The 25,629-nt window shown below is 45.1% G+C and carries 20 protein-coding genes; 3 read left to right on the forward strand and 17 right to left on the reverse strand.

The features are described from left to right. Positions 1 to 39: 39 nt before the first annotated feature. The 12 genes from GC093_RS25705 to GC093_RS25760 all read right to left on the reverse strand — a co-directional run bounded on the left by GC093_RS25705 (position 40) and on the right by GC093_RS25760 (position 17,344). Complete coding sequence (locus GC093_RS25705; RefSeq protein WP_171654771.1) at positions 40 to 762, reverse strand: response regulator transcription factor; 723 nt, start codon at positions 760 to 762, stop codon at positions 40 to 42. 381 nt (positions 763 to 1,143) lie between these two features. Next, positions 1,144 to 2,136 carry an ROK family protein gene (locus GC093_RS25710; RefSeq protein WP_171654772.1) on the reverse strand — a complete coding sequence of 331 codons (993 nt, stop codon included), beginning with the start codon at positions 2,134 to 2,136 and terminating at the stop codon, positions 1,144 to 1,146. A 144-nt stretch (positions 2,137 to 2,280) separates the two neighbouring features. After that, positions 2,281 to 2,754 carry a MarR family winged helix-turn-helix transcriptional regulator gene (locus GC093_RS25715; RefSeq protein WP_171654773.1) on the reverse strand — a complete coding sequence of 158 codons (474 nt, stop codon included), beginning with the start codon at positions 2,752 to 2,754 and terminating at the stop codon, positions 2,281 to 2,283. A gap of 123 nt (positions 2,755 to 2,877) precedes the next feature. Beyond that, on the reverse strand, positions 2,878 to 5,256 hold the full coding sequence (locus tag GC093_RS25720) for an S-layer homology domain-containing protein (protein WP_171654774.1): 2,379 nt from the start codon (positions 5,254 to 5,256) through the stop codon (positions 2,878 to 2,880). A 46-nt stretch (positions 5,257 to 5,302) separates the two neighbouring features. Beyond that, positions 5,303 to 6,967 (reverse strand): DHA2 family efflux MFS transporter permease subunit, encoded by a 1,665-nt coding sequence (locus GC093_RS25725; protein ID WP_171654775.1) that lies wholly within the window; start codon positions 6,965 to 6,967, stop codon positions 5,303 to 5,305. An 11-nt stretch (positions 6,968 to 6,978) separates the two neighbouring features. Further along, positions 6,979 to 8,298: an efflux RND transporter periplasmic adaptor subunit gene (locus tag GC093_RS25730; protein ID WP_171654777.1), complete on the reverse strand. Its 1,320-nt coding sequence runs from the start codon at positions 8,296 to 8,298 to the stop codon at positions 6,979 to 6,981. A 12-nt stretch (positions 8,299 to 8,310) separates the two neighbouring features. Then, on the reverse strand, positions 8,311 to 8,967 hold the full coding sequence (locus GC093_RS25735; protein WP_171654778.1) for an HlyD family efflux transporter periplasmic adaptor subunit: 657 nt from the start codon (positions 8,965 to 8,967) through the stop codon (positions 8,311 to 8,313). Then, positions 8,964 to 9,401, reverse strand: coding sequence for a MarR family winged helix-turn-helix transcriptional regulator (locus GC093_RS25740; RefSeq protein WP_246315309.1), 438 nt, complete (start codon positions 9,399 to 9,401; stop codon positions 8,964 to 8,966). The genes GC093_RS25735 and GC093_RS25740 overlap by 4 nt, the downstream gene beginning before the upstream one ends. 276 nt (positions 9,402 to 9,677) lie before the next feature. Continuing rightward, entirely contained in the window at positions 9,678 to 14,534 is a 4,857-nt protein-coding gene (locus tag GC093_RS25745) for a WIAG-tail domain (protein WP_171654779.1), read from the reverse strand. Positions 14,535 to 14,785: 251 nt separating this feature from the next. Next, the gene (locus GC093_RS25750) at positions 14,786 to 15,367 is read right to left on the reverse strand and encodes a chromate transporter (protein WP_171654780.1); all 582 of its coding nucleotides are present in this window, start codon (positions 15,365 to 15,367) and stop codon (positions 14,786 to 14,788) included. Then, positions 15,349 to 16,002, reverse strand: coding sequence for a chromate transporter (locus GC093_RS25755; protein WP_171654781.1), 654 nt, complete (start codon positions 16,000 to 16,002; stop codon positions 15,349 to 15,351). Before GC093_RS25755 ends, GC093_RS25750 begins: the two co-directional genes overlap by 19 nt. Before the next feature lie 178 nt (positions 16,003 to 16,180). Further along, the gene (locus GC093_RS25760; RefSeq protein ID WP_171654782.1) at positions 16,181 to 17,344 is read right to left on the reverse strand and encodes a glycosyltransferase family 4 protein; all 1,164 of its coding nucleotides are present in this window, start codon (positions 17,342 to 17,344) and stop codon (positions 16,181 to 16,183) included. A gap of 150 nt (positions 17,345 to 17,494) precedes the next feature. On the opposite strand from GC093_RS25760, the gene GC093_RS36995 reads away from it, so the two are divergent. Next, on the forward strand, positions 17,495 to 17,665 hold the full coding sequence (locus tag GC093_RS36995) for a YheC/YheD family protein (RefSeq protein WP_376768681.1): 171 nt from the start codon (positions 17,495 to 17,497) through the stop codon (positions 17,663 to 17,665). 116 nt (positions 17,666 to 17,781) lie between these two features. On the opposite strand, the gene GC093_RS25765 is transcribed toward GC093_RS36995, so the two are convergent. After that, positions 17,782 to 18,366, reverse strand: coding sequence for a DNA-3-methyladenine glycosylase I (locus tag GC093_RS25765; RefSeq protein WP_171654783.1), 585 nt, complete (start codon positions 18,364 to 18,366; stop codon positions 17,782 to 17,784). A 147-nt stretch (positions 18,367 to 18,513) separates the two neighbouring features. On the opposite strand from GC093_RS25765, the gene GC093_RS25770 reads away from it, so the two are divergent. Together GC093_RS25770 and GC093_RS25775 are read left to right on the forward strand one after the other, a co-directional pair. Continuing rightward, positions 18,514 to 20,031, forward strand: coding sequence for a sensor histidine kinase (locus GC093_RS25770; protein ID WP_171654785.1), 1,518 nt, complete (start codon positions 18,514 to 18,516; stop codon positions 20,029 to 20,031). Positions 20,032 to 20,043: 12 nt separating this feature from the next. Beyond that, the gene (locus GC093_RS25775; RefSeq protein ID WP_171654786.1) at positions 20,044 to 20,739 is read left to right on the forward strand and encodes a response regulator transcription factor; all 696 of its coding nucleotides are present in this window, start codon (positions 20,044 to 20,046) and stop codon (positions 20,737 to 20,739) included. 71 nt (positions 20,740 to 20,810) lie between these two features. Here GC093_RS25775 and GC093_RS25780 read toward each other — a convergent pair whose 3' ends face one another. From GC093_RS25780 to GC093_RS25795, 4 genes are read right to left on the reverse strand one after another with little or no spacing between them, the layout of a single operon-like run. Further along, complete coding sequence (locus tag GC093_RS25780; RefSeq protein ID WP_171654787.1) at positions 20,811 to 21,908, reverse strand: ABC transporter substrate-binding protein; 1,098 nt, start codon at positions 21,906 to 21,908, stop codon at positions 20,811 to 20,813. A gap of 56 nt (positions 21,909 to 21,964) precedes the next feature. Beyond that, positions 21,965 to 22,786, reverse strand: coding sequence for an ABC transporter ATP-binding protein (locus GC093_RS25785; RefSeq protein WP_171654788.1), 822 nt, complete (start codon positions 22,784 to 22,786; stop codon positions 21,965 to 21,967). Beyond that, complete coding sequence (locus GC093_RS25790) at positions 22,762 to 23,577, reverse strand: ABC transporter permease (RefSeq protein ID WP_216624811.1); 816 nt, start codon at positions 23,575 to 23,577, stop codon at positions 22,762 to 22,764. The genes GC093_RS25785 and GC093_RS25790 overlap by 25 nt, the downstream gene beginning before the upstream one ends. A gap of 45 nt (positions 23,578 to 23,622) precedes the next feature. Next, the gene (locus tag GC093_RS25795; RefSeq protein WP_171654789.1) at positions 23,623 to 25,083 is read right to left on the reverse strand and encodes a sulfatase family protein; all 1,461 of its coding nucleotides are present in this window, start codon (positions 25,081 to 25,083) and stop codon (positions 23,623 to 23,625) included. Between the last annotated feature and the right edge of the window lie 546 nt (positions 25,084 to 25,629).

Here is a 25,629-nt window from a genome sequence, read left to right on the forward strand (position 1 = left end):
AATCACGTATACATATAAAAAACTCTTAAGGAGCATTCCCTAAGAGTTAGTAACGTACTTGTACCCTATGCCCCAAACCGTTTTGATAAACTGGGGTTCCTTTGGGTCTTTCTCGATTTTTTTTCGTAGGTTAGCAATATGTACATCGATAGATCGGTCATTTACAAAGGAATCAATTCCACGCAGCGTATTAATCAATTGATCTCGGCTAAATACCTTTTCCTTGTTGTTAACCAAAAGCTTCATTAGCTCAAATTCGGAGTAAGTCGTTTCCACAAAAGTATGATTTACAAAAATAGATCTGCGATCATAATCCAGAGTAACTGGATCCTTGCCCTCTCCCTGCAGCGGAGCTGGTACCGAAACAGGATCAGACTTGATCATTGTCTCGGCGCTGTTCATTTCCGTCCTGCGAATCATCGCAGCTACCCTAGCCGTAAGCTCACGCATACTGAATGGCTTGCATAAGTAGTCGTCCGCACCGGCAGTTAAAGCATCGATTCTATCGAGAACCTCTGTTTTCATCGATACGGCAAGGATCGGAACAAGCGAAGTTCTACGAAAATCTTTACATAGATCTTTTCCATTAATATCCGGGAGCACAATATCCATAATCACCAGATCTGGAGCGAACTCAGTCAATAGCTGGAGACCTTCCTTGCCATTTACTGCTCTACGTACGTTATAGCCTTCTTCTGATAAATGCATCATTGACATCTCGCCGACCATACTATCGTCTTCTATGACTAATACTCTATGCATCCTTTACCACCTGTTTCCGCTCGAATGTTAGATGATTATTAAGAATACTCAAACTTTTTTAACAATTTTTATAGGAATTTACTCATAATTTACAGATATACTAATAAATTGCCTCAAATCTTCTCTTCTAATATACTATATAAAGGAAATGATCGTCCATATTTCGATTAAAAATTACATAGATCGATTCGCAAAATAGAGCTGAATCACTGTCCGCTAGAAGCCTGACGATGCAATGCTCGTTCCATAATAAAGTAGGGAAACCACTCACATGGCTTCCCCTTATCTATCCGCACATACCCTTCTTAGGTCTACTGCAAACCAACGTGATTCAAATTGTAATCAATATGCTGTGAGTTGGGAGGAGAATCGGATATAGGATTACGGCTGCTGATGAATTTGTGTTCCTGTGCTTGACAACCGCTCGCCTGCCGCCATCGCACTGCCCACAATTCCAGCATCATCTAGCATCTCTGCAGTTCTAATAGTCAGCCTGTCCCAATACCCGCTATACACCGACTGTTTCAATTGCTCTCGCATGGGAGCTAACAACCGTTCACCAGCCAAAGCCCCACCGCCGCCAATAACAATAATATCTGGACTGTATAGCGTTACCGCTGAAGCCAATCCTTTTCCAAGCAGCATTCCTGTATGATTGAGCACTTCCACAGCTAGAGGGTCACCTGCATCGAACGCTTTGGACACATCCGCTGCCGTAAGCGCTTCAAGTGATCTACCGTTCAGCCAATCATGCATGATGCTCGCTCGGCCGTTCTCCATCTGCTCTCTTGCTTGCCTTGCAATTCCTGTTCCCGATACTGCGGTTTCCAAGCAGCCTGTCATGCCGCAGCCGCAGCGATAGGTGATCTCAGGCATAAGGATATGCCCTAGCTCTCCCGCCATGTAGCCGCTCCCATAATAAAGCTGCCCGTTATTAATCATCGATGCTGCTAAGCCTGTACCTATCGTTATGCCCAATACATGCTCATATCCACGAGCAGCACCACAAAGTGCTTCTCCGTAGACGTACATTCTAACATCATTATCTATATATACAGGGAGGCCAGTCCTCCTTGAAATTTCTTCAGCTGTATGTACCTGCGTCCAACGCAGGTTCCCGGCAAAAAGGGTAATCCCTTTTATTGGATCGATGAACCCTGGTGTTCCTGCTCCAATAACCGATACTTGCGACTTCTCGATTCCTGACTTTACTAATAATTCCTCGATCATTCGTCCAATTTTATCAAATACATAACTACTGCCCTTAGAAGATTCTGTTGGTTGCTTAATTTTATGAAGCAGCTTTCCATCAGCATTCACTAAGCCGCAAACAACATTTGTACCGCCAATATCCATACCAATCGAATAGTTCATCGTTAAAGTTTCCCTCCCTATTAACCAATCGGACCTACCAGCCTGGCATAACCAATATTCATTCAGTTCCTGCTAAACCGTCCTCTATCATCGATATTATAGGGGTTTCAACTAACATATTCAATCAAATTTACAATTCTTCCATCATTTTAAATGACAGCAGTTTTCGTCTTCCATTTTCTTTGAACTCATTAACCGTAGATGATTTCCAGCTATGTGTTGAAATGTCTTATTAAATTGCTCCAACTCAGGTTCCGATATCCCGCTTAACCATTGACTAGCTAATTCCTTCTCTAATGCATAAATGTCCTCAAGTACCTCACGGCCATGATCTGTTATGCTTAAGTAAACAACCCTTCTGTCCTCATCATCGCGTTCACGTATTAAATATCCATTTTGGATAAGCTTATCGCATAGTAATGTGACCGCACTCAATGATAAGGTGAGTTTCTCTGCTAAATGGGTAACTTTGATAGGTCCTTTTGTTTGAATAATATCCAACGCTGCAACTTGGGAGCCGGAGAATCGCGGATCTATAAACTTACCATAGACCACCAATTTTCGCATTATCCGCCGAAATACTTGCTGTAATTCTAGATCAATTCCAGTTTCTTTCATTATTGAGCCTCCTGAGCTAAACTTTTGTGTGACCAATGGAACGTTTTACTAATCTCTTTCAATTAAAAAAGTGCCTTAGGAATACGGATCCCTAAGGCACTTTTATAATGCCTCTATATAATCTTAATCCTTCAGTGTTGTTAGCAAACGTCTAGCGTCGCCATATGGTGTGGTAACCACTTCATACACCTTAATTGAAATCGGAGATTCCAATGTATCGGAAGCACTATCAAACATGATCGACTGGTTGCCACTCATCAAACGATTATCACCCGAGAGTGCATACGTTTTGGAACCCAGGCGTTTGCCATCTGGTCCTTCCAACTGGAATAACAATTTCGGATTAGCCGGATCAGCTATGACAGCATCTGTTGTTTTTATATCCAGACCCATTTCCAGCTTGTACGTATATCCGTAGCTGTTAGTAACTGCATTTTTCGCAGCATAGTTGGTGATATTAAAGCTATCCATTCTCACCTGGTAAGGATAGAACGAGAACTCATTACCTACCGATGTCAATGAATTCATGGTTACATTAACCTGTGCAATTGGTGTTTTGTAGCTTGGCTGTGCTTGCTGCGTTGGTTGAGCTTGCGCTGCTTGTGAGCTTGCCTGAGCTTGTTGACCTTGCTGTTCCAGCAAACGTAATGTGAATTGATTAGCATTTTCCGATCCAGGAACCGTAAAAGCGTACATTTGCACAGCACCCATACCTGGGAGCACATCGTTTACAGAGCTGGTGCTTTGAATACCGTTATAGGTAACCCCATTGCTGGAAACAATGTCTGCCCCTAGTTTCGGAACAGGAATTACGCTGCCGCTTCTATTAGTGTACTTGATCTTGGCTACAGCTGTTTTGTAATCTCTTCCGTCATTTTCAAACCATTCGATATTTTGCAGTGCTACTTCCATTTGTGGATTGACTGCTTTACTTAATGAATCGACCGTAATCGGCTTGCCTATTACATACGATGGTAAGGCTGTTTGGGTTTCAGATGCAGCCGGTAATTTAAACCCGATTCTGCCAGTAAAGTATTGGATCGGCGCAGTAGCTCCTTGTTTCAGGAAGTTATGACCCGACAGGACATAGAACGCGTTAAGTTGCGTATCAGGCTCTGTTGTAATTGCAAAATTAATATACTTCTGCTCCCCAGGATTTAGGATAACCGAGGACTGCTCAACTCTATTGCCGACAAATGAACGTCCTTCAGCTTGCCCGCTTAAAGTAAAGTTAGGAACAGTTGCAGCATAACTAGCTGGGTTTACCACTTTTACCTGTACGATATAAGTTGGTGCTTGCCCAGTAAATTGCTTAGTCATATTAGTTGCGGAATACTTCAACGGTGAATTCTCACCAGGAATGGTGAAGGTAACACCCCAGTTTCCTAATAATGCAGGATCTTGGATAGTTGCTTCCGATCCACGCCATACGAAAGATTCAATCGGAGCATCGGCAAGTAATGTCTCCTGCTTCGGATATACTTGATCATCTACATCAATCCATAGCAGATTGGTTAGATTAAAGTCAGCTATTTTATCAATCTCTGACATGTAGCTTAGCTCCACTGTACTTTGAGGCTCAATAGAACGGACATTATCCGAGCTTGCCTTCAATGTATAGACTGTTCCATCGGAAGCTTTAACACGAAGCTCATAATCAGGTATACGGACAGTCGAGCCAGAGGTATTAGTTAACTTAATAGCAGCTCCGAACCTCCAGCCTCCTGCTGTTTTCTCCTGCAGCAATCCCTTAGGCTGAGCCTGTACGTTGTTCGTTAATGGATAGCTTGGCATCTCGCCTGTTGATAGTTGCACCGTGTTAGATGGCACCGTTGGTTTTACAACAATAGATCCCGGAATGAATTGCTGCTTCGCTTCATATGAAGAAGTGACCAATTGCTCGCGGGTTGCAGCAGAGTTGCCTCCGAATGTGCCATCAGCGCCATTTTCCATTAGCTTTAATTGAGTGGCTAGAGAAGCATAGCCTCTTGCCCAAGCGGAAACGGTAGTATCATTTACTCCCTGAGTGGCTTTCGCCTCAGCTTCCTTACTTAAACCACGGATTAAGAACGCTGCAAGCTGCTCCTTCGTTACTTCTCCGGCAGGATTGTAAGAATTAGCGCCGTAACCATCGGTGAGATTAGCATTCTTAAGTGACTCAATATAAGGAAGCGCGTAACCGTTAGCCGGATCATCTGCACTTACGTCTGTGAAGCTCGATGATTTCAGGGAAGCATCTACAGGTAAGCCGAAGATCAAGGCTGCAACCTTAGCGAATTGTGCCCGATTCATTTTATCCTTTAAACCAAAGTTACCCTCTCCAACTCCATCAAATATGCCGGCAGAAATCATAGCATCGAATTTGATTTTTGAAGCAGCGTCCAGGTTATTCAAATCGTTAAAATCAGTTGAAGACTTTGCAATACCCGCGCCTAAAGCAACGGATGAAAACATAGAAAATGCCATTGCGGCACTCAGTATCATTGATAAACTTTTCTTCATTAGAGTATTCCCCCAAATAAATCAAATATTAAACGAGTCCTATCCTTTACACTTCGACCGTTTCGGTAAGCTTTACAGGTCGACCTGACACAACTGGTGCTGCCGTTTCTTCGGGAACTACCGGAGCAGACTGCTCAGCTGGCTGTTCTTTCTTCTTTTTTTTCGTGCGTAATAAAAATACTAATGGAATACATAGAAATGCTGGTATTGCTGAGACAAAGAAAGTATCCGCTATGGAGCGAACCATAGCTTCCTTCTGCATAAGCCCTGCCAGATAAACAGCAGCTGTTCCGCTTGCAGTTGCCGCATCTACTCCACCTTGGGATAGAGCTCCTGAGATCGCGCTCATATACTGTGTAGCAGGTTCTGAAGTAGAAGGAACATTTTCTGTAATCCGGAAGTAATGAAGATACTGTCGGCTGCTCATAATAGTCGTTAACACAGCGATCCCCATGGAAGCCATAACTTGACGGAACACATTAGAGAGTGGGGAAGCCTCATTGATTTTGTCTTTCGGAATATCCGCCATACCAACAGTGGAAATAGGCATCATACAAAGCCCGATACCAAATCCTCTAATCGTAAGCACCACGTTAATCCACAAGTGAGAAGTATCCGCTGTTAACGAGTGCAGCTCATAAGTAGTTACCCCAAGAATAAGCAAGCCAATCACTGCTATAGGCACGATACCGACTTTCTCCAAAAGCTTGCCGCTGATAGGCATCATGAGCGCCATTGCGACAGATTGAGGGAGCAGCAATATCCCGGCATCCAATGCAGTCATATTCTGTACATTTTGCAAATAGATAGGCATAAGGAAGGTTCCGCCCATCATCGCCATCATGATAAGTCCTGCAGTCAGCACGCTAGCCGAAAATTTGATATCCTTGAATACTTTTAAATTCAGAAGCGGCGTTTCCGTGGTGAGCTCTACCCACAATAATAAAGCCAGACTTACTGCCGATATAAAAAACAAACTAACGATATACAAAGATGTCCAGCCTTCAGTTTGCCCTTTACTCAATGCAAGGAGAAGCGTTCCGAAAAAAGTTACGGAAAACACAGCTCCCCACGTATCGAACTTTAAATTCTTGTTAACAGGCGACTCCTTCAGTAAAAAGATGCCAGCAACAGCTGCTATTACACCAATTGGCACATTCAGCAAAAATAAGGTTCTCCAGCTGTAGTATTGGATGAGATATCCGCCTAAGGTCGGTCCCAATGCGGGAGCAACCATTGCCGCTACCCCCCAGATACCCATCGCTAGCCCGATCTGCTTACGAGGCACTATCGTATAAATTACCGCCATACCGACCGGCATGATAAAACCGCCCGTTAATCCTTGAAAAATACGAAAAGCAATCAAGCTCGAATCATTCCAAGCTAACCCGCATAATAAGGAGCCAATTGTAAACCCTATAACGGACCAGATCAGCACTTTCTTGCTGCCCAATCGCGTAGCAAGAAAGCCACTGGCAGGAATAACAACAGCGGAAGCTAACATAAACCCGGTTACGACCCACTGAATGGTACTCGTCGGTACACCAAATACGGTAGACAGCTTGGGAAGTGCTACATTCACCAAGCTGCTGCTTAATACAGATACGAAAGTAGCAAGAATAATAGCTACAAGCGGAAGCCAGAAGCTAGGCTCTTTATGTTCTTCAACCGGAGTTCCGGGAGCGGCCGTTTTTTGAGAATCATCAGACACACCATCGCCCCCTATTCGACTTTCACTGTGCTGCCATCCGTTAGAGCATCCGTTGGATTAATTATTATTTGCTGTCCCGCTTTCACGCTCGCGTTATCCTGCAAATAAACCCAGTCCTGATTTTTATCTTGAGTGGTTACCTCAACTGCCTTGGCAGTTTTATCTTGAATCGTGTAGATGTAATTTTTGTTATCTTTTTTTACTAATGCAGCCTTAGGTATTTCCATTCGGCTTTGTCCAGCATCCTTAAGATGAACCTCTGCCATCATACCGGCCAGAATCAAGCCATCCTTGTTATCAACAGTTACTTTAACCGGGAATGTACTGCTGTTCACATTGGATACCGGGCTGACAAAGTTCAGCTTGCCTGCAAAAGACTTCTCTGGCAAATTACTAATCTTAACGTCAACATCTGCACCGCTTTTTAGCTTACCAATCAGTGAATCCGGAACGCTTAGCTCTATTTGCACTTGATCCATCTTTACAAGATTGAGCAGAGTGACGCCAGGCTGAGCCATCTCACCAGGCTGTATGCTGCGCTTCACAATGATCCCGTCCATTGGAGCAGCAATAGAAGCATTATTAAATGCGCTAGACGCGAGTTCCAAACCTGCGTTCAAACGGTTCACTTCAGCCTGCAGAGCTTCTACAGTATTACCGGTAGGCCCGCTGCGCGCCAGATCCAGTTTTGATTTAGCTGCTGATACTTGCGCGACTGACGCTTGCAGCTGTGCTTGTGCTTGATCATAAGCAGATTTGGCTTTATCAAACTCAAAGGTGCCTTTATCCATATCATCTTTCGTAACCGTAGAGGTACTTTCGTACATATTTCTTAGACGATTGTAATTTTTTTGCGCCAAATCAAAAGCCGATCTGGCTGTGTCTGTTGCAGCTTGAATTTGCTCGCTTGCTGCTTTAGCACTTTGTACAGCACTTTCCAAGCCTTGAATTTCTTGACTTCTTGTTCCTGCTTGTGTGTCAGCCAGCTTGGCTTGAGCAGCAATAACGCCCGATTCAGCCTGCTTTAGCTGTTGTGACAAGTCATCTGTTTCCAGCTGTACAAGCACATCGCCTTTTTTCACGACTGAGCCTTCATTAACCTTAACCTCCAGAACCTTTCCGGAAGCTTTGGAGACAACCTTTACTTCTTGATCAGGAATAACTTTACCGCTTAGCCCTGATTCGTTTGTTTGTCCAAGCTTGATGGCCTTAACTGGAATGGCCTGTGCCGCGTTAGCTTGTGGCGCAACAGCAGCTCCGCATGCTGGTAAAACCATAACTGCGCATAATGAAAGGATCACAGGGATCCATGTCAATTGTTTTCTTTTCATGGTGATTGTCCCCTAGCCTTTCAAATGAATTTTTATAGTTGTGCTCATACCTGGGGCTAATGGCAGCCCTTGTTGGTCATCAATCGATATTTTAATCGGAATACGCTGAGTCACTTTTGTAAAGTTACCGCTGGTATTCGTTGCTGGGAGCAATGAGAAGGTAGCAGCCGTTGCTTCACCAATTTCCTTAACCTTACCTACCAATGTGCTGCCTGAGAAAGTATCTACCGTAAATTCAACCGTCTGTCCCACACTTACCCGGTGAATGTCACCCTCTTCAATGTTAGCGGAAATATAAAGATCCTTCTTATTAACAACCATTGCAATGGTCTGTCCTGGAGATACAACCTCCCCAGCCTTTGCCATTGTTTTGATAACTGTTCCGCTGATCGGAGAGCGTAATGCAGCTTGATCCAGAAGACTGGTGGACAGGTTCGTGTTGTCCTGCTGACCCACGATTTGATCCGAAATTACGGTATCTCCTTCAGCGACCTGCAGCGATGTCATTTTAGCCGAAATACGAGGCATGACACGATAAATATCGCCGGTTATTCTTGAATCCTCTGATTTAATAAAATAATGCCCTTGGTACCAAAAGGAATATCCTCCGCCTATAGCTGCAAGAAGTGCGATCCCAAGGATCAAATACAAAACTGGTTTCTTTTTCATAGCTTTTCCTCAACCTTCTTTTCCAAGTAAGTAGTTAGCAGTCCCAGCGAATGAATGATAGTATCGAGCTCTGGATCGGTAAGATCAGACAGCAATTTTTCATAAAAGCTTTCTTGAAAAAAATGCAGCTTCTCTTTCAATAAATCGAATTTATCCGTTTTTCCTATCCAAACAATTCGTCGATCCGCTTCATCACGGACTCTTTCTATCCATCCATCTCTCTCCAGCCGATCTATAATTCCCGATACTGTGCTATAAGATAGCCCTGTGTTCTCTGAAATCTGTCCAATCGTTTTACGATCATAATACACAGTGCCTAATGTCATGATCTGCGGCTTGGTAAGACCGAGTTCTTTTAAATCTTCCTTCATAGTCACATTAAAAATTTTCGTTAGCTTCCTTATTGAATGTCCGATTTCCATTGCACGACTCAACTAGTTCAACCTCCCATTATTTCGTGAGCGAAATATCCATACAAAAAAATATATCATACGACTATAGGCTGAACAATACCATGCGAAAAATCGGTCATAAACCACCCTTTCCTTATGTTGTAAATAATCGTTTTGCGACCTTATATTTCGTATAAGAAATATTCATAAACGAAATAATATCACGTTTCAAATCATTTGAAAAGTGATTTTTACTTTTTGTTGGAAAAAATATAAAAAGCCATCTTATTGTTACAGATGGCTTCCTTACTAGTTCTACTAAGCTAGCGAACCGATTGCAATCCAGTTAACAGTTCCCTGAAGTTCTGGCGAGTATTTACTTCTAACGATTGTGAGCTTTGCACTGTCTTGCTGTTTATCTTCAATAATAGCATAACAAGCCTCTTGATCGGTTGTTGCTACAAGCACATAGTTAGTATTTGCAAACAAACTGTCGAAGACGATGGTTACCTTAACGGTCTCTTGCTCAAGCCTCAGCTGGAACGACGAGAGTCCGAATTGCTGAATAGTTGCTGCTGCGCTAGGCGTTTGTACGGGCTGAAAGGATAATTGCGTTGGGGTAACCGCTCCTTCTGCAATATGCAGCGTCTCTACAGCGGCCGGCTGCAGTTGTGTGCTACCAACTGATTCTGGAGACAAATGAAGGGGCGTAATGGTTTCCGCTGCTACCCGATCTGCTATAAAACATTCATCTGTATCTTCATTTAGCTCAGGATTAGGCACTGAAGCTGGTGCTGGTGCTGAGGCCGTTTGTAGCTGAGCTTGCAGACAGGAATCCAGATGCAGCAGCGATATGCTCCCCGGCAGAAGGTGATAACCTGAGATGGATTCCTGCTTCACATGCAGACCATCGATGGAATCACTGCTCAAATGCTCGCCGTTCACCGAACCTATAGCGATGTGTTCCGCCTCTACCGCGCCCGCAGCCAGCTTCTCTCCCGTTACCGCTTGCTCTGCCAGGTGCGCTGTAGCTATTGCTTCCGCAGCCACATGTTTGCTTCGCACTGCTCCCGGTGCGATGTTCACTGCCTCTATAGCACCTTTGGCCAGCTTCTCTGCCGTCACCGCTTGCTCCGCCAACTGCTCGGTTCCTATCGCTTCAGTTGCGACATGCAAGCTTCGCACTGACCCTTCGGCAATGTGCGAAGCCTCTACGGCTCCTACGGCCAGCTTCTCTCCGGTCACTGCTTGCTCTGCCAGCTGCTCGGTTCCTATCGCTTCCGCAGCCACCTGCTCGCTTCCCACCGCACCTTCAGCAATGTGCGAAGCCTCTACGGCTCCTACGGCCAGCTTCCCTCCCGTTACTGCCTGCTCTGCCAGCTGCTCGGTTCCTATCGCTTCCGCAGCCACCTGCTCGCTTCCCACCGCACCTTCGGCAATGTGCGAAGTCTCTACGGCTCCTACAGCCAGCTTCTCTCCCGTTACCGCCTGCTCTGCCAACTGCTCGGTTCCTATCGCTTCCTCGGCCACCTGCTCCCTTCGCACCGCGCCTTCAGCGATGTGCTCCGCATCCACCGCGCCTACGGCCAGCTTCTCTCCCGTCACCGCCTGCTCCGCCAGCTGCTCCGTACCTATCGCTTCCGCAGCCACCTGCTTGCTTTGCACCGCTCCTGCTGCGATGTGCTCGGCTTCCACCGCTCCTTCGGCCAGCTTCTCTCCCGTCACTGCCTGCTCTGCCAACTGCTCCGTACCTATCGCTTCCGAAGCTACATGCTCGCTTCGCACCGCACCTTCAGCGATGTGCTCCGCTTCCACGGCGCCTACCGCTAGCTTTGCTCCCGTCACCGCCTGCTCCGCCAGCTGCTCTGTGCCTATCGCTTCCGCGGCTACCTGCTCGCCTCGCACCGCACCTTCAGCGATGTGCTCCGCTTCCACGGCGCCTATCGCTAGCTTAGCTCCCGTCACCGCCTGCTCCGCCAACTGCTCCGTGCCAATTGCTTCCGCGGCTACCTGCTCGCCTCGCACAGCGCCTTCAGCAATATGCTCCGCTTCTACGGCGCCTATGGCCAACTTCGCTCCGGTCACCGCCTGCTTCGCCAATTGTGCAGTACCTATCGCTTCCGCAGCCACCTGCTTGCTTCGCACCGCGCTTGGTGCGATATGCACCGCCTCCACCGCTCCTATGGCCAGCTTCGCTCCGGTCACGGAATGCTCCGCCAATTGTTCCGTGTCTACTGCCTCTGCAGCTATATGATCGCTTCGCACCGCACCTTCGGCGATGTGGAAAGCCCTCACCGCTCCTACTGCGAGCTTTGCTCCCGTCACAGCTTTCTCAGCAAGCTGGACTGTTCCTATTGCTTCCGCCACGATATGCTCACCTTGCACAACACCTTCGGCTATATGCTCTGCTTCCACTGCTCCTGCGGCCAGCTTCGCTCCTGTCACCGCCTGCTCCGCTAACTGAGCTGTTCCTATTGCCTCCGCCGCCACCTGCTCGCCTTGTACGGCTCCTTCCGCAATGTGAATTGTACCCACCGCTCCTGCTGCAAGCTTCGCTCCGGTTACCGATTGCTGTGCTAGCTGCTCCGTGCCTATCGCTTCCTCTGCTATCTGCTTACTTCGCACAGCGCCAGGTGCAATGTGCCCGGCCTCCACCGCTTCTGTCGCTAGCTTCGCTCCTGTCACCGACTGATCCGCAAGCTGTGTTGTTCCTATCGCTTCTGCCGCCAGCTGTTTACTCCGCACCGCACCTGGTGCGATGTGCCATGCCTCAATCGTTCCTACAGCCAGCTTTGCTCCCGTCACCGTTTGCTCCGCAAGATGCCAAGTGCTTATCGCCTCCGCCGCCACCTGCTCACTTCGTACCGCTCCTATAGCAATGTGCTCTGACTCTACAGTACCAGCGGCAAGCTTCGCTCCAGTCACTGCCTGCTCAGCCAGCTGCGCAGAGCCAATTGCCTCTGCCGCTACCTGCTCGCTGCGCACCGCTCCTGGTGCGATGTGCTCTGCTTCTACCGCACCTAGAGCCAGCTTCGCTCCTGTTACGGATTGTTCAACAAGCTGCGCTGTTCCTATTGCTTGTGCTGCCATCTGCTCGATTCGCACCGCACCTGGTGCGATATGCCCTGCTTCTACGGAGCCTTCGGCCAACTTCGCTCCCGTCACCGACTGATCAGCCAACTGCGCTGTTCCTATTGCTTGTGCAGCCACCTGCTCACCACGTACTGCACCTTGCGCAATATGCTCAGCCTCTACCGCTCTCGCCGCCAGCTTTGCGCCCGTTACTGCTCGCTCCACCAAATTTACCGTGCCTATGGCACCCGCAGCTAAATGTGCCGCTTCAACCGCACCTACAGCGAGCTGCTTAGACTGAACTGCAGCTGCAGCTATCTGTGCAGTTTTTACAGCTCCATCGGCCAGCTTTTCTGATGTCACTGCACCACTTGCAATCGTTTCACTGCTTACCGCTTCCAAAGCCAAATGACTGCTCTGTACCGAAGCCTTTGCTAAATGTGCAGCGTGGACTGCCCCTTCAGTCAGGTGTTCAGCAAGCACTGCCCTGCGTGCGAGCTTGTCACTTGTTACACTCGCCTGTGCAAGCTTCGCTGAAGTGATTGCCAGATTTGTCATTTTGTCGGTAGATACCGATTCGCTGGCCAGCTTCGAAGTGGTCACACTTTGATTACCAAGGCTGCCTGACAAAACAGCCCCATCTTGAATATGCTGTTGCTGAATCAGACCTAATGCCAGCTTCTCAGAAGTTACCGCACGGTCCTGCAGCTTAGCTGTAACGACCGACTGCTCCTGCAGATGCTCTTTTCCTACAATAAGCGGATTTAGATGAGCTGAGAGGATCGCTTTTTCACTTATGTGACTGCTGGATATGGAGGCGGCGGACAAGTGCTCTGCGGTTACCGCTTTTTTCACGATCTTCGTTGAAGTGACTGATAGATCAGCGAGCTTAGTAGAGGTTACAGATGCTTCTCCTAACTGTTGAGTGTTCACACTTTGCGCCGCAAGCTTACTTGCAGTTACAGCTCCTTCGGCCAAATGGCGTGTTTCCACATTATGCTGTTGGATATGCTTCTTTTCTATAATGCCTTCCTGCATATGAGTACCATTCACTGAATGCTTTGCCAGCTTCTCTAAGGTTACAGAGCCATCCTTTATATGCTCTGCAGAAACCGCTTCTCCCGCCAAATGCCCGGATGTAATTTGCTTACCTGCAATATTTTCACTGCGTACGATCCCATCCGTTAAATGCTCATGCAAAATCACCTTCGACTTTAAATGCACCGGCCCGACACTCCAAGGGGCCAGCTTCTCATCCGTAACTGCGTGATTGCCCAGCTTCTGAGTGCTGATCTCGCCATCCGCGATTTTATCCGCCGTTACCGATCGGTCGCGCAGCTTCTCCGCAGTTACTGACGAATCAGCCAGCTTAGCTGTATTAACGGAATAGTTAGCCAAATGTATTGTTTGAATCGTACCGCTTTTTATCTTCTCCGATGTAATAGACTGATTTTGAATCAGCTCGCCTGTAATTACTTCCTCTGCTAAATGCTTCGTATGAATCGATTTCTCAGCAATTTTCATAGCATCAATGGTTTTATCCGCCATCTTCTCTGAAGTAATACTGTTATCCTGAAGCTTACCTCCACTAATAGTCCGCTCCTGAATTTTATCCCCTGTGATGGCAAAAGCAGCAATATGTTCTTCTGTCACCGATTGCAGTCCTAGCTTCTGCTGAGTAACACTGCGGTCTCCTAGCTTGGCGGATGTCACAGCATAATCGCTCAATTCATCCATACTGATACTTCCGCGCTTTAATTTGCTGCCTTCTATAGTATGATGAGCTATTTTTTCATTTGTAACCGATGCATCTGCAATATCGTCCGTGTAAATAATAGCCATGGCTTCAGAATTAGATTTACGCTCCTGAATCACTGGCTGGAATAACAAAGGACGCAACTGCACGGTATTTAAAGAGGTATCCTCCTTTTCCGGCTGCTCCAGCTTGCTGATGGTCGCATCACTGTTAATAATTTGCGATTTTCGCGCATTCTCTTTAGCTTGAATATCATCCAACCATTTCAATTCATTAATATAAGCGCCGGTCCGTTTGCCGCGCAACGGACCACCCTTAGTGGAGCTTCGGCTGCTTTGCTTCCTCATCCTGCTATTCCTCCCATAATGGAATTTAACCCATAAACATTTTTCAGAGCTTAAAGGAGCCCTAAGTAGTCATTTGTAACATATGCATTCACCCAGAAGGAAGTTATCAGTAACCGTCAAAATAGGCGCTAAAAGAACAAATCAATCTCTTTTAATTTACAAATTCACTTCGTTTGATTGCCTATTACAACAAAAAAAAGGGCCTCCGCAGAGGCCCTCATCCTTTTAATCTTCAATAAGTTATTGCATCCTTATACAAAAAAAGCAATTCCCATCAATGCTGAAACAGACAATATGATTAACGGGTGCAATCGATATTTCATAATTCCAATCACAGCAAAAACAAAAATCGCAAGGCTAGCCAATGTATGGATGTTAATCCCCAGCAATGGTTGTCCATTCATAGCCATTCGAATTGCAGCGTATAAGATTAATGCAGTCACCATAGGCTTTAACCCGTAAAGCGCTACCTGCACCCATCGCTCCCTGCCTGCTTTAAATAAGAAACCAGCGACAATAATGACTACAATCACAGACGGTAATATCATCCCTGATACAGCAACCACCGCTCCAGTGATACCTGAGGTTTTGTAGCCAACTAATATCGCAATATTAGTAGCAATAGGTCCTGGTGACATACCAGCCAATGCTACAGCCTGTGTATAATCAACTGAAGTCATCCATTGCTGCAATAGAACCTCTCGCTCAATGATGCTTAATATCGCATAACCGCCGCCAAATGAAATAAGTCCAACCTTGAAAAAAGTCCAAAACAACATAAGAAACACAGCGCCCTCCCCTTCCATAAGCGAAACTAAATTCCGTCTCCCCAAATGTACTGTCCTGCTAGAATCGGGTTATTTCCGGAGGTTTGCTTTTCATGCTTAATGTCTTTGGATACAATAGTCCCCAGCTTCTGCTGCCATTTGTAAATCACAATACCAAGCGATGTAGCGATTAGTAGCAGCAAGGCAGGATGCAGATTGGAGAACAGCAAGGCAGATAATGACCCTAATAAAATAAACAATGTGCTTTTATCATATACAGCTGATCTCCACATCTTCCAACCAGCAATTGCTATGAATGCTACTACTGCCGCATGAATCCCTTCAAAAGCAGCTGTCACCTTAGGCAGGTTTTGAACTGCAGAATATCCTATAGTCAATGCGAGCATAATGATAAAATTAGGCAATGAAATTCCTAGAACAGCTGCTATAGCGCCTCTCAATCCCGCTAGCTTATACCCTGTAAGTGTGGACGCATTGACACCAATACCTCCAGGTGATGAGCCTGCAATGGACAATAAATCACTCATTTCATCCTCATCCATCCATTGGCGGTTTTCCACAATTTCTTTTTCAATTGCAGGTATCATTGCATAGCCTCCGCCAAACGAGACAGGACTAATTTTGCAAAAGGACCAAAAGATATGCCAGAGTAAAGTTGTTTGTTTTTCCGTAATGTTCATTTTCAGCATCCCCTGTCTTGTTGCTCTATGTCCATTATAACCGACTTTATTCCTTTTTGGAATAAACTATGATATAAATCTTTTTGATTTCTCCAAAAAGGATCGATTATAAGTGAGATATAAGCCTATATACAGCGGAATACTATGAATAATGAAATACTTTATTTCATCGTCACAATTATGATTCAGTTTGGTATAAACTTAAAAATCGTTCCGCCGTCTTAGCCCAAGTAAAATGCTCTTGCACCCTAAGCTCACTTTCTGCGCCCATCCTTTCAACCTGTCCAGGCTGAGTCAATAACGTACTAATCCATGGTGCCAATTCTTCCTGTAAACATGGCGCATCAATTAAATAGCCTGTATTTCCGTGCTCAATGATTTCCTTCATTCCCCCAGCTCTCGTTGCAACAACTGGAACACCAGTAGCCATCGCTTCTACATTAACCAGTCCGAAAGCTTCGTTTATATGAGAAGGTACTACGAGCACATCAGCCAACCGGAACCATTCTGGAATTTCAGAATGCGGAACATAAGGAATAAAACGAACATTCTCGCGCATTTTTCTCCCCAATCGGTGCAGTTGCTTTACATATGGAGTAACACGATCCGATCCATAAAATGCACTTCCCACAACTAGAAGTACCGCATCAGGTACTTGGGTGATGATATGGGGCATTGCTTTAAGCAGATGATGTACTCCTTTAATTCCAATCAGGCGACCGACATACAGAACAATTTTTTTGCCCTCATAGCCACGAAGCTTAAGTGATTTTTGACGAAGCGTGGCTCCCTTATCTGACCAGCGAGAAATAAACTTCTCTGGATCCACCCCAAGATGATTGACCCTAACCTTCTCTTTAACCTGTGGAACCATGCGGATTACCTGCTCTTTTAAGAAATGGCTGTTGACTATGATCCGATCCGCAGCTGCCAGACAAACTCTAAGCTCAGCTCTTTTGATATGCCTCTTTGAAATAAAAGTAATGGAATGAAGAACAAGCCAAATTTTTGCTCTGGGGTTAGTTCGTCTTAAATAGCGTACGAACCGTGGCCGATTTTCCACTTGAATGAGCTTAAGATCACGTTTGTATTGTATAAGTTTACGACTTACATTGCGGATATAGGCTTGTGGAGATGGTGCGGGAAGCCTGATATAACGTACTCCTTTACGCGTTTCCAATACTGGTCTGTTTCTGCCTCCAGTTCTTCCAAAAACAACAGGCCTTACCTCGCTAGTTAAATGCGGTGCTACATGCTCTACAACCAATTCAACGGAGCTGCTCGTTCCCGAAGGAATAACGAATGATCCCGGTGTAACAATCGCTACAAAGGGTAATTTCATGCTGCTGCCTCCTTCATTTGGAATGAATTACTGCTTGTGCTAATGTATTCATTCCTTTTGTTGGCTGGAACCCTTTGATGGGCTCCACCTCCTCAATTAGCTTAGGCCTGCCTCCATTTCATAGACAGGCATCACGGGAATCAACAAAGGCTGCCACTGGCCACTTATGAGGGCAGGCCTTTCGACCTTCGCATTTCCGTGCAGAGGGACGCCTCCGGGGAATGGCAATTAACAGGAATTGTAGCCAAAATAGCATCTAAGAAAACCTTATTAACTAACATCGCTCAAGGGGCTCTGTTCATCGACTGGAACATGTATTGAATAAGGAATATCCACATTTGCAGAAAGAAGAGGTATTTCGAGGTATTTGTGATTTATCGCTGTATGTAGCGCTGGAGAGTAATGAAGCAGCTCCGGGCTCTTGAGCCGAGGACTCACTACAGAGTCCTCTCCCCCGCTTCGGCTCCTTCGTATAGCATGCATTCTATCGTATGGTCATTGACCATACCCGTAGCCTGCATATAAGCATAGCAGATCGTTGAGCCGACGAATTTGAAGCCTCGCTTCTTTAAATCCTTACTCATTGCATCAGATTCCGGGGTACTTGCCGGAACCTCACCCAATGACCGCCAGCTGTTGCAGAGCGGCATCCCACCGATAAACCTCCAGATGTATGCGTCAAAACTGCCGAACTCCTCCTGAACCTTCAGAAAGGCCTGTGCGTTCGTAATCGCAGCCCGCACCTTTAATCGGTTGCGGATAATGCCGGGGTTCCCCAACAGTTCCGCCACTTTAGCCTCGTCATAAGCCGCTACTATTTGCGGATCAAATCCGTCAAAGGCTTGTCTGTAATTTTCACGCTTCTGTAAAACCGTATACCAGCTTAAGCCCGCCTGTGCCCCTTCCAACACCAACAGCTCGAATAGCTTATGCTCACTATGAACAGGGACGCCCCATTCATGATCATGATAATTGATATAAAGCGGATCTTTATTGACCCAACCGCATCGTTTCTGTTCCATAATAACCGTCCTCACACCTCTAGTTTAATAATTGCAGTATATCATAGAACAATGACATAATTTGTCGCAGTACTAGCGTTTTTCATCTATAATTAAGTTAACGCTTACACTTCTTTTCATATCCCTTTCTTTCAGGAGACACATCGAATGACAATCCTTTTACTCGTATTAATGGCTGCTTCCATCACTCTTTTTATTACTAAAGCAAGAAATCCTTCCGCCTATTGGATGGCTCTGGTACTGCTGGGCTGGTTCATCAGCATGTCCGGTCTTGTTTTGTTTATAGCTAAATACGGAGGCTTTTATTACAAGGTTAATATTGTATTATTTTTTAACGATTCAATCCGCAACCTGCTCCTGCACTCACCTATTACAATCGAAGCTATCAGCCGGATGATTACAATAGGCAGATCTTTATTTATATTCAGTCTCATTGGACTGTCTGTAACCTTATTTTATTATCGGCCTTTCCTGAAAATATGGAAAATATATGCATTTAACTCCATTCTACCTTTACTTAATATTTTGTTCTATGATCCGGTTATTTACAAATGGGCGCTTAGTGTTTTGGACCGGGATCAAACCTACATCATCGGCTGGATTACCAGAGGATGGTTGGTTATTTCTACTTTGGCAGCCCTTTTTTTTATGGTTTGGCGTTATAAGCGGATCACCATCCACTGGTTCAAAAGCCAAGTAAAGTATACCTTGCTTGGTGTGCTTGCCCTCGTACTGTTTTATTTTTATTTAGGCTTTATGGGGCCGCTGCAAGTGTTTGATGTTCGTACATACTATGTTCTTTACTCCGACTTCTCCAACTTCAATCCTCCTTTAACCTTAGTTGAATGGTATTTAAGCATTGGCTTTACCGGAATTTTGTCGATCATCAGCATTTTGTCCATCTGGAAATATACGGAGGTTGAGAAAAAACTGGGGAAGCTTGACCTCCAGCTCGAACGTAAGCTATCAACTGCTGACATGGGTACCAAGGTATTCACGCATGCAATCAAAAATCAATTGCTAATGATGCAAATTTTACTGCAGCGAACTGATGAGCTTATACGCATGGAGGGTCCTCCATCAAAGCCTGCCAGTGAAATTGAATCCAATGTAACCAAGGTTTCCGGTATTGTTAGCGAGACTCTGCAGCGACTCGATCAGCTCTACAATTCTTTTAAAACAACATATCTTCAATTAAAACCGGTCGATGTTCACGAGCTTTTGCAGCATACGTTGAGTAAGTTTAAGGTCATTCCAGAACATGTTACACTGATAAACAACTTTCCGCAGGGACATCCCGTAATTCTCGCTGATCAAGAGCATCTGACAGAAACCATTTATAATATTATGATAAATGCTATTGAAGCAATCGATAAGGAAGCAACAGGGATAGTATCCATTCATTCATACTTGGAGGATGACTGGCTGATTATCAAAATTGAGGATAACGGCTCAGGTATTGCCCAAGATCGGATAGGCAAAATTTTTGACCCCTTTTATACGGATAAAAATACAACTAAAAATTGGGGTGTTGGTTTGTCTTACGCCAAGCAGATTGTAAAAGGTCATTATGGAGATATTCATGTTCAGAGCAAGCCAGGAGCAGGGAGTACCTTCCAGCTGCTGCTTCCGGTCTACATTAAGGACGAGCTGAATACAAATTAGGGGGAATACTGGATGGAGAGAAGGATACGTGTTTTAGTTGCAGAGGATTTAGAGGTACTGCGCGAGCATTTTTGCCAATTGGTAAAAAAAGAAGTGGACTTCGAACTCGTTGGTCAAGCATCAAGCGGGAAAGAAGCTTACACCATCGCAAGCAGAGAGCCCTTGGACGTCATTCTGATGGATATTGAAATGGATGTAAAGCATGATGGGATCATCGCTGCCAAGCGGATTATAGATGAGTTTCCCCACATACGCATCGTTTTTTTAACCGTTCATGAGGATGATGAAACCGTATTCGGAGCTTTCGAAGCCGGTGCTATCGATTATGTGTTGAAAACAGCAGCCAGTTCTGAAATTATGAAAAGTATCCGTATGGCCCAAAAAGGGATATCTCCCATTCGCCCCGAAATCGCTTATAAAATCCGCAATGAATTTACCCGAATACGGAAAAATCAGGCCAATATGTTTGATGCCATGAGCATCCTTTCCCAACTAACGCCAACTGAAATGGAAATCATTGAACTGCTGCTTAAGGATCAGAAGGTGCAGGAGATTGCCCAAACGAGACAAGTCGAGCTCTCCACAATCAAATCGCAAATTAATGTCATTCTCAAAAAATTTCGTAAAAAGCGTTCTAAGGAAGTAGTCAAACTGCTTCACGAGCTTAACGTTACCCATCTGTTTCATAAAATTAAAAGAAATCAATAAAGCAGCTTCCGTCATAAATAAAGCTCCTACATTGTGTTAAATCCACAATGTAGGAGCTCTTTTTCCATAAATTATTTAACTACCTTTAAAAATGGGGCCGGACTAACGAACGTATCGCCTTTGACGACTTCTGTCAATTTGCCGTTTTCAACGAACAACTTCTCCAGATTCTCATACCACTTGATAACAGTTCCATCCTTAAAGTAATCGACCTGCTTTTTCGACTCAATCCATTCCGTTGTATCCACTTGGACTTTGAGGGAATCCTCAGGAATTTGCGTGAATTTAGCAGTCAGCTTGATTGTTTCTTCGATATTTTTAATGCGATAATCGTTTGCTTTCACCCATGCTGCAAGGAACTTTTCAACCAATTCAGGCTTATCTTTTAAAAACTTTGGATTTACCACCCAGCTCTGCGGGAACACATATTCCGGGAAGAACATCTTGTTATCGCCTAACTTCACAATGTTGTCCTTACCGACTTGCTTCTCAATCTCAGATGTATAAGGAGACCAGATCGCAACGGCATCTACCTTACCGGCTACAAAAGCCGAAACTGCTCCGGCAACATCCATATTGACAGCATTAACATCTTCCGGCTTAAGTCCACCCTTTTTGATGCCAAGATTTAGTATCATTTCCCCGGAAGTCCCCTTTGGAACCCCGACGGTTTTTCCTTTCAAGTCCTTCCAATCCTTGATTCCGGATTTCTTGGTCGCATACACCATGTCACCTGTATTCAAACTATCGACCGCAATGATATTGCCTTTGCCTTGCGCGGATAAAAAGGTTGCACCAGGTCCAATGTAGGCAATATCGATGTCGCCTGAGGCCATTGCTTGAAATTCAGGAGGGCCGCTGAGGAATTTCACTGCATTGATCTTAACTCCGGCTTCTTTAAAATATCCTTTTTCTTCACCCAAAACAATGGGTGTAGCTCCATGGATATCAGGCATATAAGCAACGTTAATAGTTGGCAGTTCCTTCGATGCTTCCTTCACAGGCTCCTGCGGTTTGGCTGCAGTTGAGTCCTTACCTCCGGCTGTACCTCCTGCAGCGCCTCCATTTGTTCCTCCACTCGTACCGCATGCACTCAAAGTAAGCAGCAGCGACATTGTGATCATCAATACACCAAAGCTCTTTTTACCTGCTCGTATCAACATGGACATTGTTAATCTCTCCCTTAGAGTTTTCGTAAGAAAACTTGCATCGTAAGCATAAACTTTTACTTTTTCACTTCTAAATATTCCTTGTATACCTTAGCCCAAATCTCATTCTTAATTTGCACAAAGCGTTCATGAAGCTTCGTTTCTTGTGTTCTGGGATACGGAATATTAACCTCAATTATTTCTTTAATTCTGCCCGGTCTGGCGCTCATAATAATAACCTTTTGCGCTAAAATAACTGCCTCTTCCACATCATGCGTAATGAAAAAACATGTCTTTTTCTCTTTTTCCCATGTGTGCAGTAGTTCTTCCTGTAGCTGTGAACGGCTCTGTGCATCAAGTGCCCCAAATGGTTCATCCATCAGCAGCACCTCAGGATTTACAGCGTACGCCCTTGCGATAGCCACCCTCTGCTTCATACCACCGGATAATTCCTTTGGATAGGAATTGGCAAAATCCTTTAAGCCTACCAGCTCCAAGTATTTTTCTGCTTTTTCACGCCGTTCCTTTTTGTTTAGACCCCTCAGCTTCAAACCGAATTCTACATTTTTAATAACCGTTTTCCAAGGAAACAGAGCGTATTGCTGAAACACCACCCCTCTCTCTTTACCAGGACCCCACACTTCCTGTCCGTCTACTGTCACGCTGCCTGCCGTTGCATCTTCCAATCCTGCGATAATGTTCAGCAGCGTCGTCTTCCCGCAACCACTCGGGCCTACGACACATACAAATTCATTTTGATAGATGGTCAGATTCGTATTTTGTAAAGCAACGACGTCTCCGTTACGGCCCTGGTACACTTTGGTCAAATTGGTTATCTCAATCTTGGGCTGATCTGTCTCTTGGCTATGGTTAGTTATGACTTCCGCAGTTCCTGCCATCCTGTTAGCTTCCTTTCCAGATAGAGTACACCTTTATCCATGGCAAATCCGATAACACCAATAATAATAATTCCTAATATTACAAGATCCATACGGAAGTACAATCCCGCTTCCATGATCATATTGCCTAACCCCTTGGAAGCACCAGTCAATTCAGCCGCAACTAATGTCGTCCAAGCACTCGCTAAACCTAATCTTACGCCTACCAGAATGTAAGGAAATGAAGCCGGAACGACAACCTCCAAGAAAATATCTTTATCAGTTGCTCCTAATACCCTTGCTGCTTTAATAAGCGTCGGGTCAACATTGCGCACCCCTTGATAAATGGAAATAACCATGACCAGAAAGGTAGCTACAAAAATAACTGAAATTTTGGCTCCCTCCCCAATTCCGAACGCTACGATAACTAACGGAATCAAGGCAATTGGGGGAATCGTACGGAAAAATTGTATCCATGGTTCAATCAATGCCCTGACGGTAGGATACCAGCCCATTAAGAAAGCGACCGGAATGGCTGCCAGCAGGCCTAACGAGAATCCCCCAAGTACTCTAAAAATACTCGCATATATATTGCTCCAAAGCCTGCCGCTTTGCAGTTCGCTCATAAAGCTTTTTAGTAGGGTCACCGGGTTCGACAAGATGCTTCCAACCGAAGGTATCGTTGACAGAAGCCACCAGACGGCTAAACCAATCAATAATGAAAGCAATACCATAATGTTAGGATGCACCTTAGAGGAGAATGGTTCCTTCCTTGTTTTATGCTGCACTACTGTTTTTTGCAATTTTTCCATACTCACTCATGAACCTTTCATAGTTTTCTTTTTATTCTTTAATGCCTAAACTCCGTATAAAGAATTGATATCACTGGATTTCCCGTATTTGGCCGCAAGCATACCTGCTGCTTCCTGCCAGCCATCTTGCAGCAGCCTGCGATGCCAGTCCTCAACCGTCATGTACTTCCAAGGGCCGGTTTCGATAACCTTTTGCATCGGATCGACCTTGCTGCCAGGCTTCCCCATATGCTCTTGCATCCAATTAGCCAGACGGTGGTCCATTTCTTTGACAATTTCAGGGTAGGCTTTGGCCAAATTAATCGTTTGGTTCGGGTCCTGCTCCATGTCATACAAAGCAATTTCTTCAAATTCGAACAAGCCCGGATGATACGTACGAATAAAATACCATTTACTGTCCCGTACAGCCCGCTGACAAACATACAGAGCATGATCCATAACTAGGTAATCGCGTCCTTCCCAATGTCCCCCTTGCAGGGCATTCAAGAACGACTTCCCATCCCAGCCAGTAGGAACAGGTAATCCTACCATGTCAGTAATTGTTGCGATTACATCGACATTATATACAAAGCCGTCCACTACCTGTCCCGGCTTAGTCACTCCCGGTACTTTCATAATCAGAGGAATATGATGAACGGATTCGGATGCATTGGCATGCTCCATATACACTCCGTGCTCCCCCATCGATTCAGCATGATCCGCACTAATTATAAAGCATACCTCTTCCTCAATCCCCAATTCACGTAGTGTATCTAGGATTTCTCCTACATGCTTATCCATATAAGAAATGCCCCCGTCATAGCCGTTGATCAAATGGGCCAAATCTTGGCGGTTACGGATCTGCCTCGGCATTGTCTCTGGAAATCGATCAGCCCAGTGTAAAAAGGTAGCCGAGCGTGGGAAGCTGTCTTTCTGATGGTCTTGAATCGTTTGCTCATTCGGAAACTCCTTAACCGGGAAGTTGTTCCATTGATCCGCATATTCCTTTGGATAGGTATACAAGGTATGTGGGTCCCAATACTGAATATGCAGAAAATAGTTATCTTCTTTGCCGTGTGCCTGTAACCATGGAATCACTGCTGCATTGACTTCATCTGCATCCTCATTTCCTTCTTTCAAAGAATGCGTGTGCAGCTCATTCCATCCCGCAAAATACCACCAAGCATGATGTCTATCTCCAAATGAGGAGAAGGTGACCGTCTTATATCCGGCATTACGCAAATGTCTCGTAAAAAAAGGAACCGATGTACTATGTCCATCTCCTTCCGGATAATCGAAATCACAACCTGGCCCCCAGTGGGTCAGTGCTCCATGATTAATTCCAAAGCGTCCGGACATAAAGCTTGCTCTTGATGGAACACATGGCGAAGATGCACAATAACATCTGTTAAACCGTGCCCCTCCGGCTGCAATATGATCAATGTTTGGCGTCGTATTCCGGTCATAACCGTAGCAGCTCATATGATCGGGACGCAAAGAATCGATATCAAGATAAATCATTCTCATAGTAAATTGCCTCCTGCTTTCTCCTATACATTTATTAAGCGCTTTCTTGTCTGCGCTTACAAATATACCTTTAAATTCGCATCGGAGTAAGTAGGAAGTTTTTTCAACCTTTTTAAACAAGAATTTGACGTAGGGCTAATCCATGCTAGTCTCCCTGTAAGCCATTACAGTGGAGCAGCCAGGGACTCCCCCATCGCCTGCCTTATGGCCATTATCCCGTTTACTCAGTAGTTCAATCTACCAAAACCATACATATGATATGTTTTCAATTCATCTATAGAGTTAAGATAACTTGAAATGAAGTTTGAGATGGTAGGTATGATTTGAAGTAATTTTTAGTTGCTTGAGGTAGTTGCTATGATTCGAGGTGATTTCTGAGAGTTCCGGATAATTGATATGATTCGAAGTGTATTATGATAGCACCAGATAATTGATATGATTCAAAGTGTATAATGATAGCACCAGATATTTGATATGATTCAAAGTGTATTATGATAGCACCAGATATTTGATATGATTCCAAGTGTATTATGATAGCACCAGATA

The organism is Paenibacillus foliorum, from assembly GCF_013141765.1.
Classification (GTDB): Bacteria; Bacillota; Bacilli; order Paenibacillales; family NBRC-103111; genus Paenibacillus_S; species Paenibacillus_S foliorum.

Coding starts and splice junctions, on each gene's coding strand:
- GC093_RS25790 (WP_216624811.1), bottom strand. CDS start 23,577: ATGGAAAAATTGCAAAAAACAGTAGTGCAGCATAAAACAAGGAAGGAA.
- GC093_RS25710 (WP_171654772.1), bottom strand. CDS start 2,136: ATGAACTATTCGATTGGTATGGATATTGGCGGTACAAATGTTGTTTGC.
- GC093_RS25720 (WP_171654774.1), bottom strand. CDS start 5,256: ATGAAGAAAAGTTTATCAATGATACTGAGTGCCGCAATGGCATTTTCT.
- GC093_RS25775 (WP_171654786.1), top strand. CDS start 20,044: ATGGAGAGAAGGATACGTGTTTTAGTTGCAGAGGATTTAGAGGTACTG.
- GC093_RS25785 (WP_171654788.1), bottom strand. CDS start 22,786: ATGGCAGGAACTGCGGAAGTCATAACTAACCATAGCCAAGAGACAGAT.
- GC093_RS25715 (WP_171654773.1), bottom strand. CDS start 2,754: ATGAAAGAAACTGGAATTGATCTAGAATTACAGCAAGTATTTCGGCGG.
- GC093_RS25765 (WP_171654783.1), bottom strand. CDS start 18,366: ATGGAACAGAAACGATGCGGTTGGGTCAATAAAGATCCGCTTTATATC.
- GC093_RS25745 (WP_171654779.1), bottom strand. CDS start 14,534: ATGAGGAAGCAAAGCAGCCGAAGCTCCACTAAGGGTGGTCCGTTGCGC.
- GC093_RS25730 (WP_171654777.1), bottom strand. CDS start 8,298: ATGAAAAGAAAACAATTGACATGGATCCCTGTGATCCTTTCATTATGC.
- GC093_RS25770 (WP_171654785.1), top strand. CDS start 18,514: ATGACAATCCTTTTACTCGTATTAATGGCTGCTTCCATCACTCTTTTT.
- GC093_RS25780 (WP_171654787.1), bottom strand. CDS start 21,908: ATGTCCATGTTGATACGAGCAGGTAAAAAGAGCTTTGGTGTATTGATG.
- GC093_RS25760 (WP_171654782.1), bottom strand. CDS start 17,344: ATGAAATTACCCTTTGTAGCGATTGTTACACCGGGATCATTCGTTATT.
- GC093_RS25795 (WP_171654789.1), bottom strand. CDS start 25,083: ATGAGAATGATTTATCTTGATATCGATTCTTTGCGTCCCGATCATATG.
- GC093_RS25735 (WP_171654778.1), bottom strand. CDS start 8,967: ATGAAAAAGAAACCAGTTTTGTATTTGATCCTTGGGATCGCACTTCTT.
- GC093_RS25705 (WP_171654771.1), bottom strand. CDS start 762: ATGCATAGAGTATTAGTCATAGAAGACGATAGTATGGTCGGCGAGATG.
- GC093_RS25755 (WP_171654781.1), bottom strand. CDS start 16,002: ATGAACATTACGGAAAAACAAACAACTTTACTCTGGCATATCTTTTGG.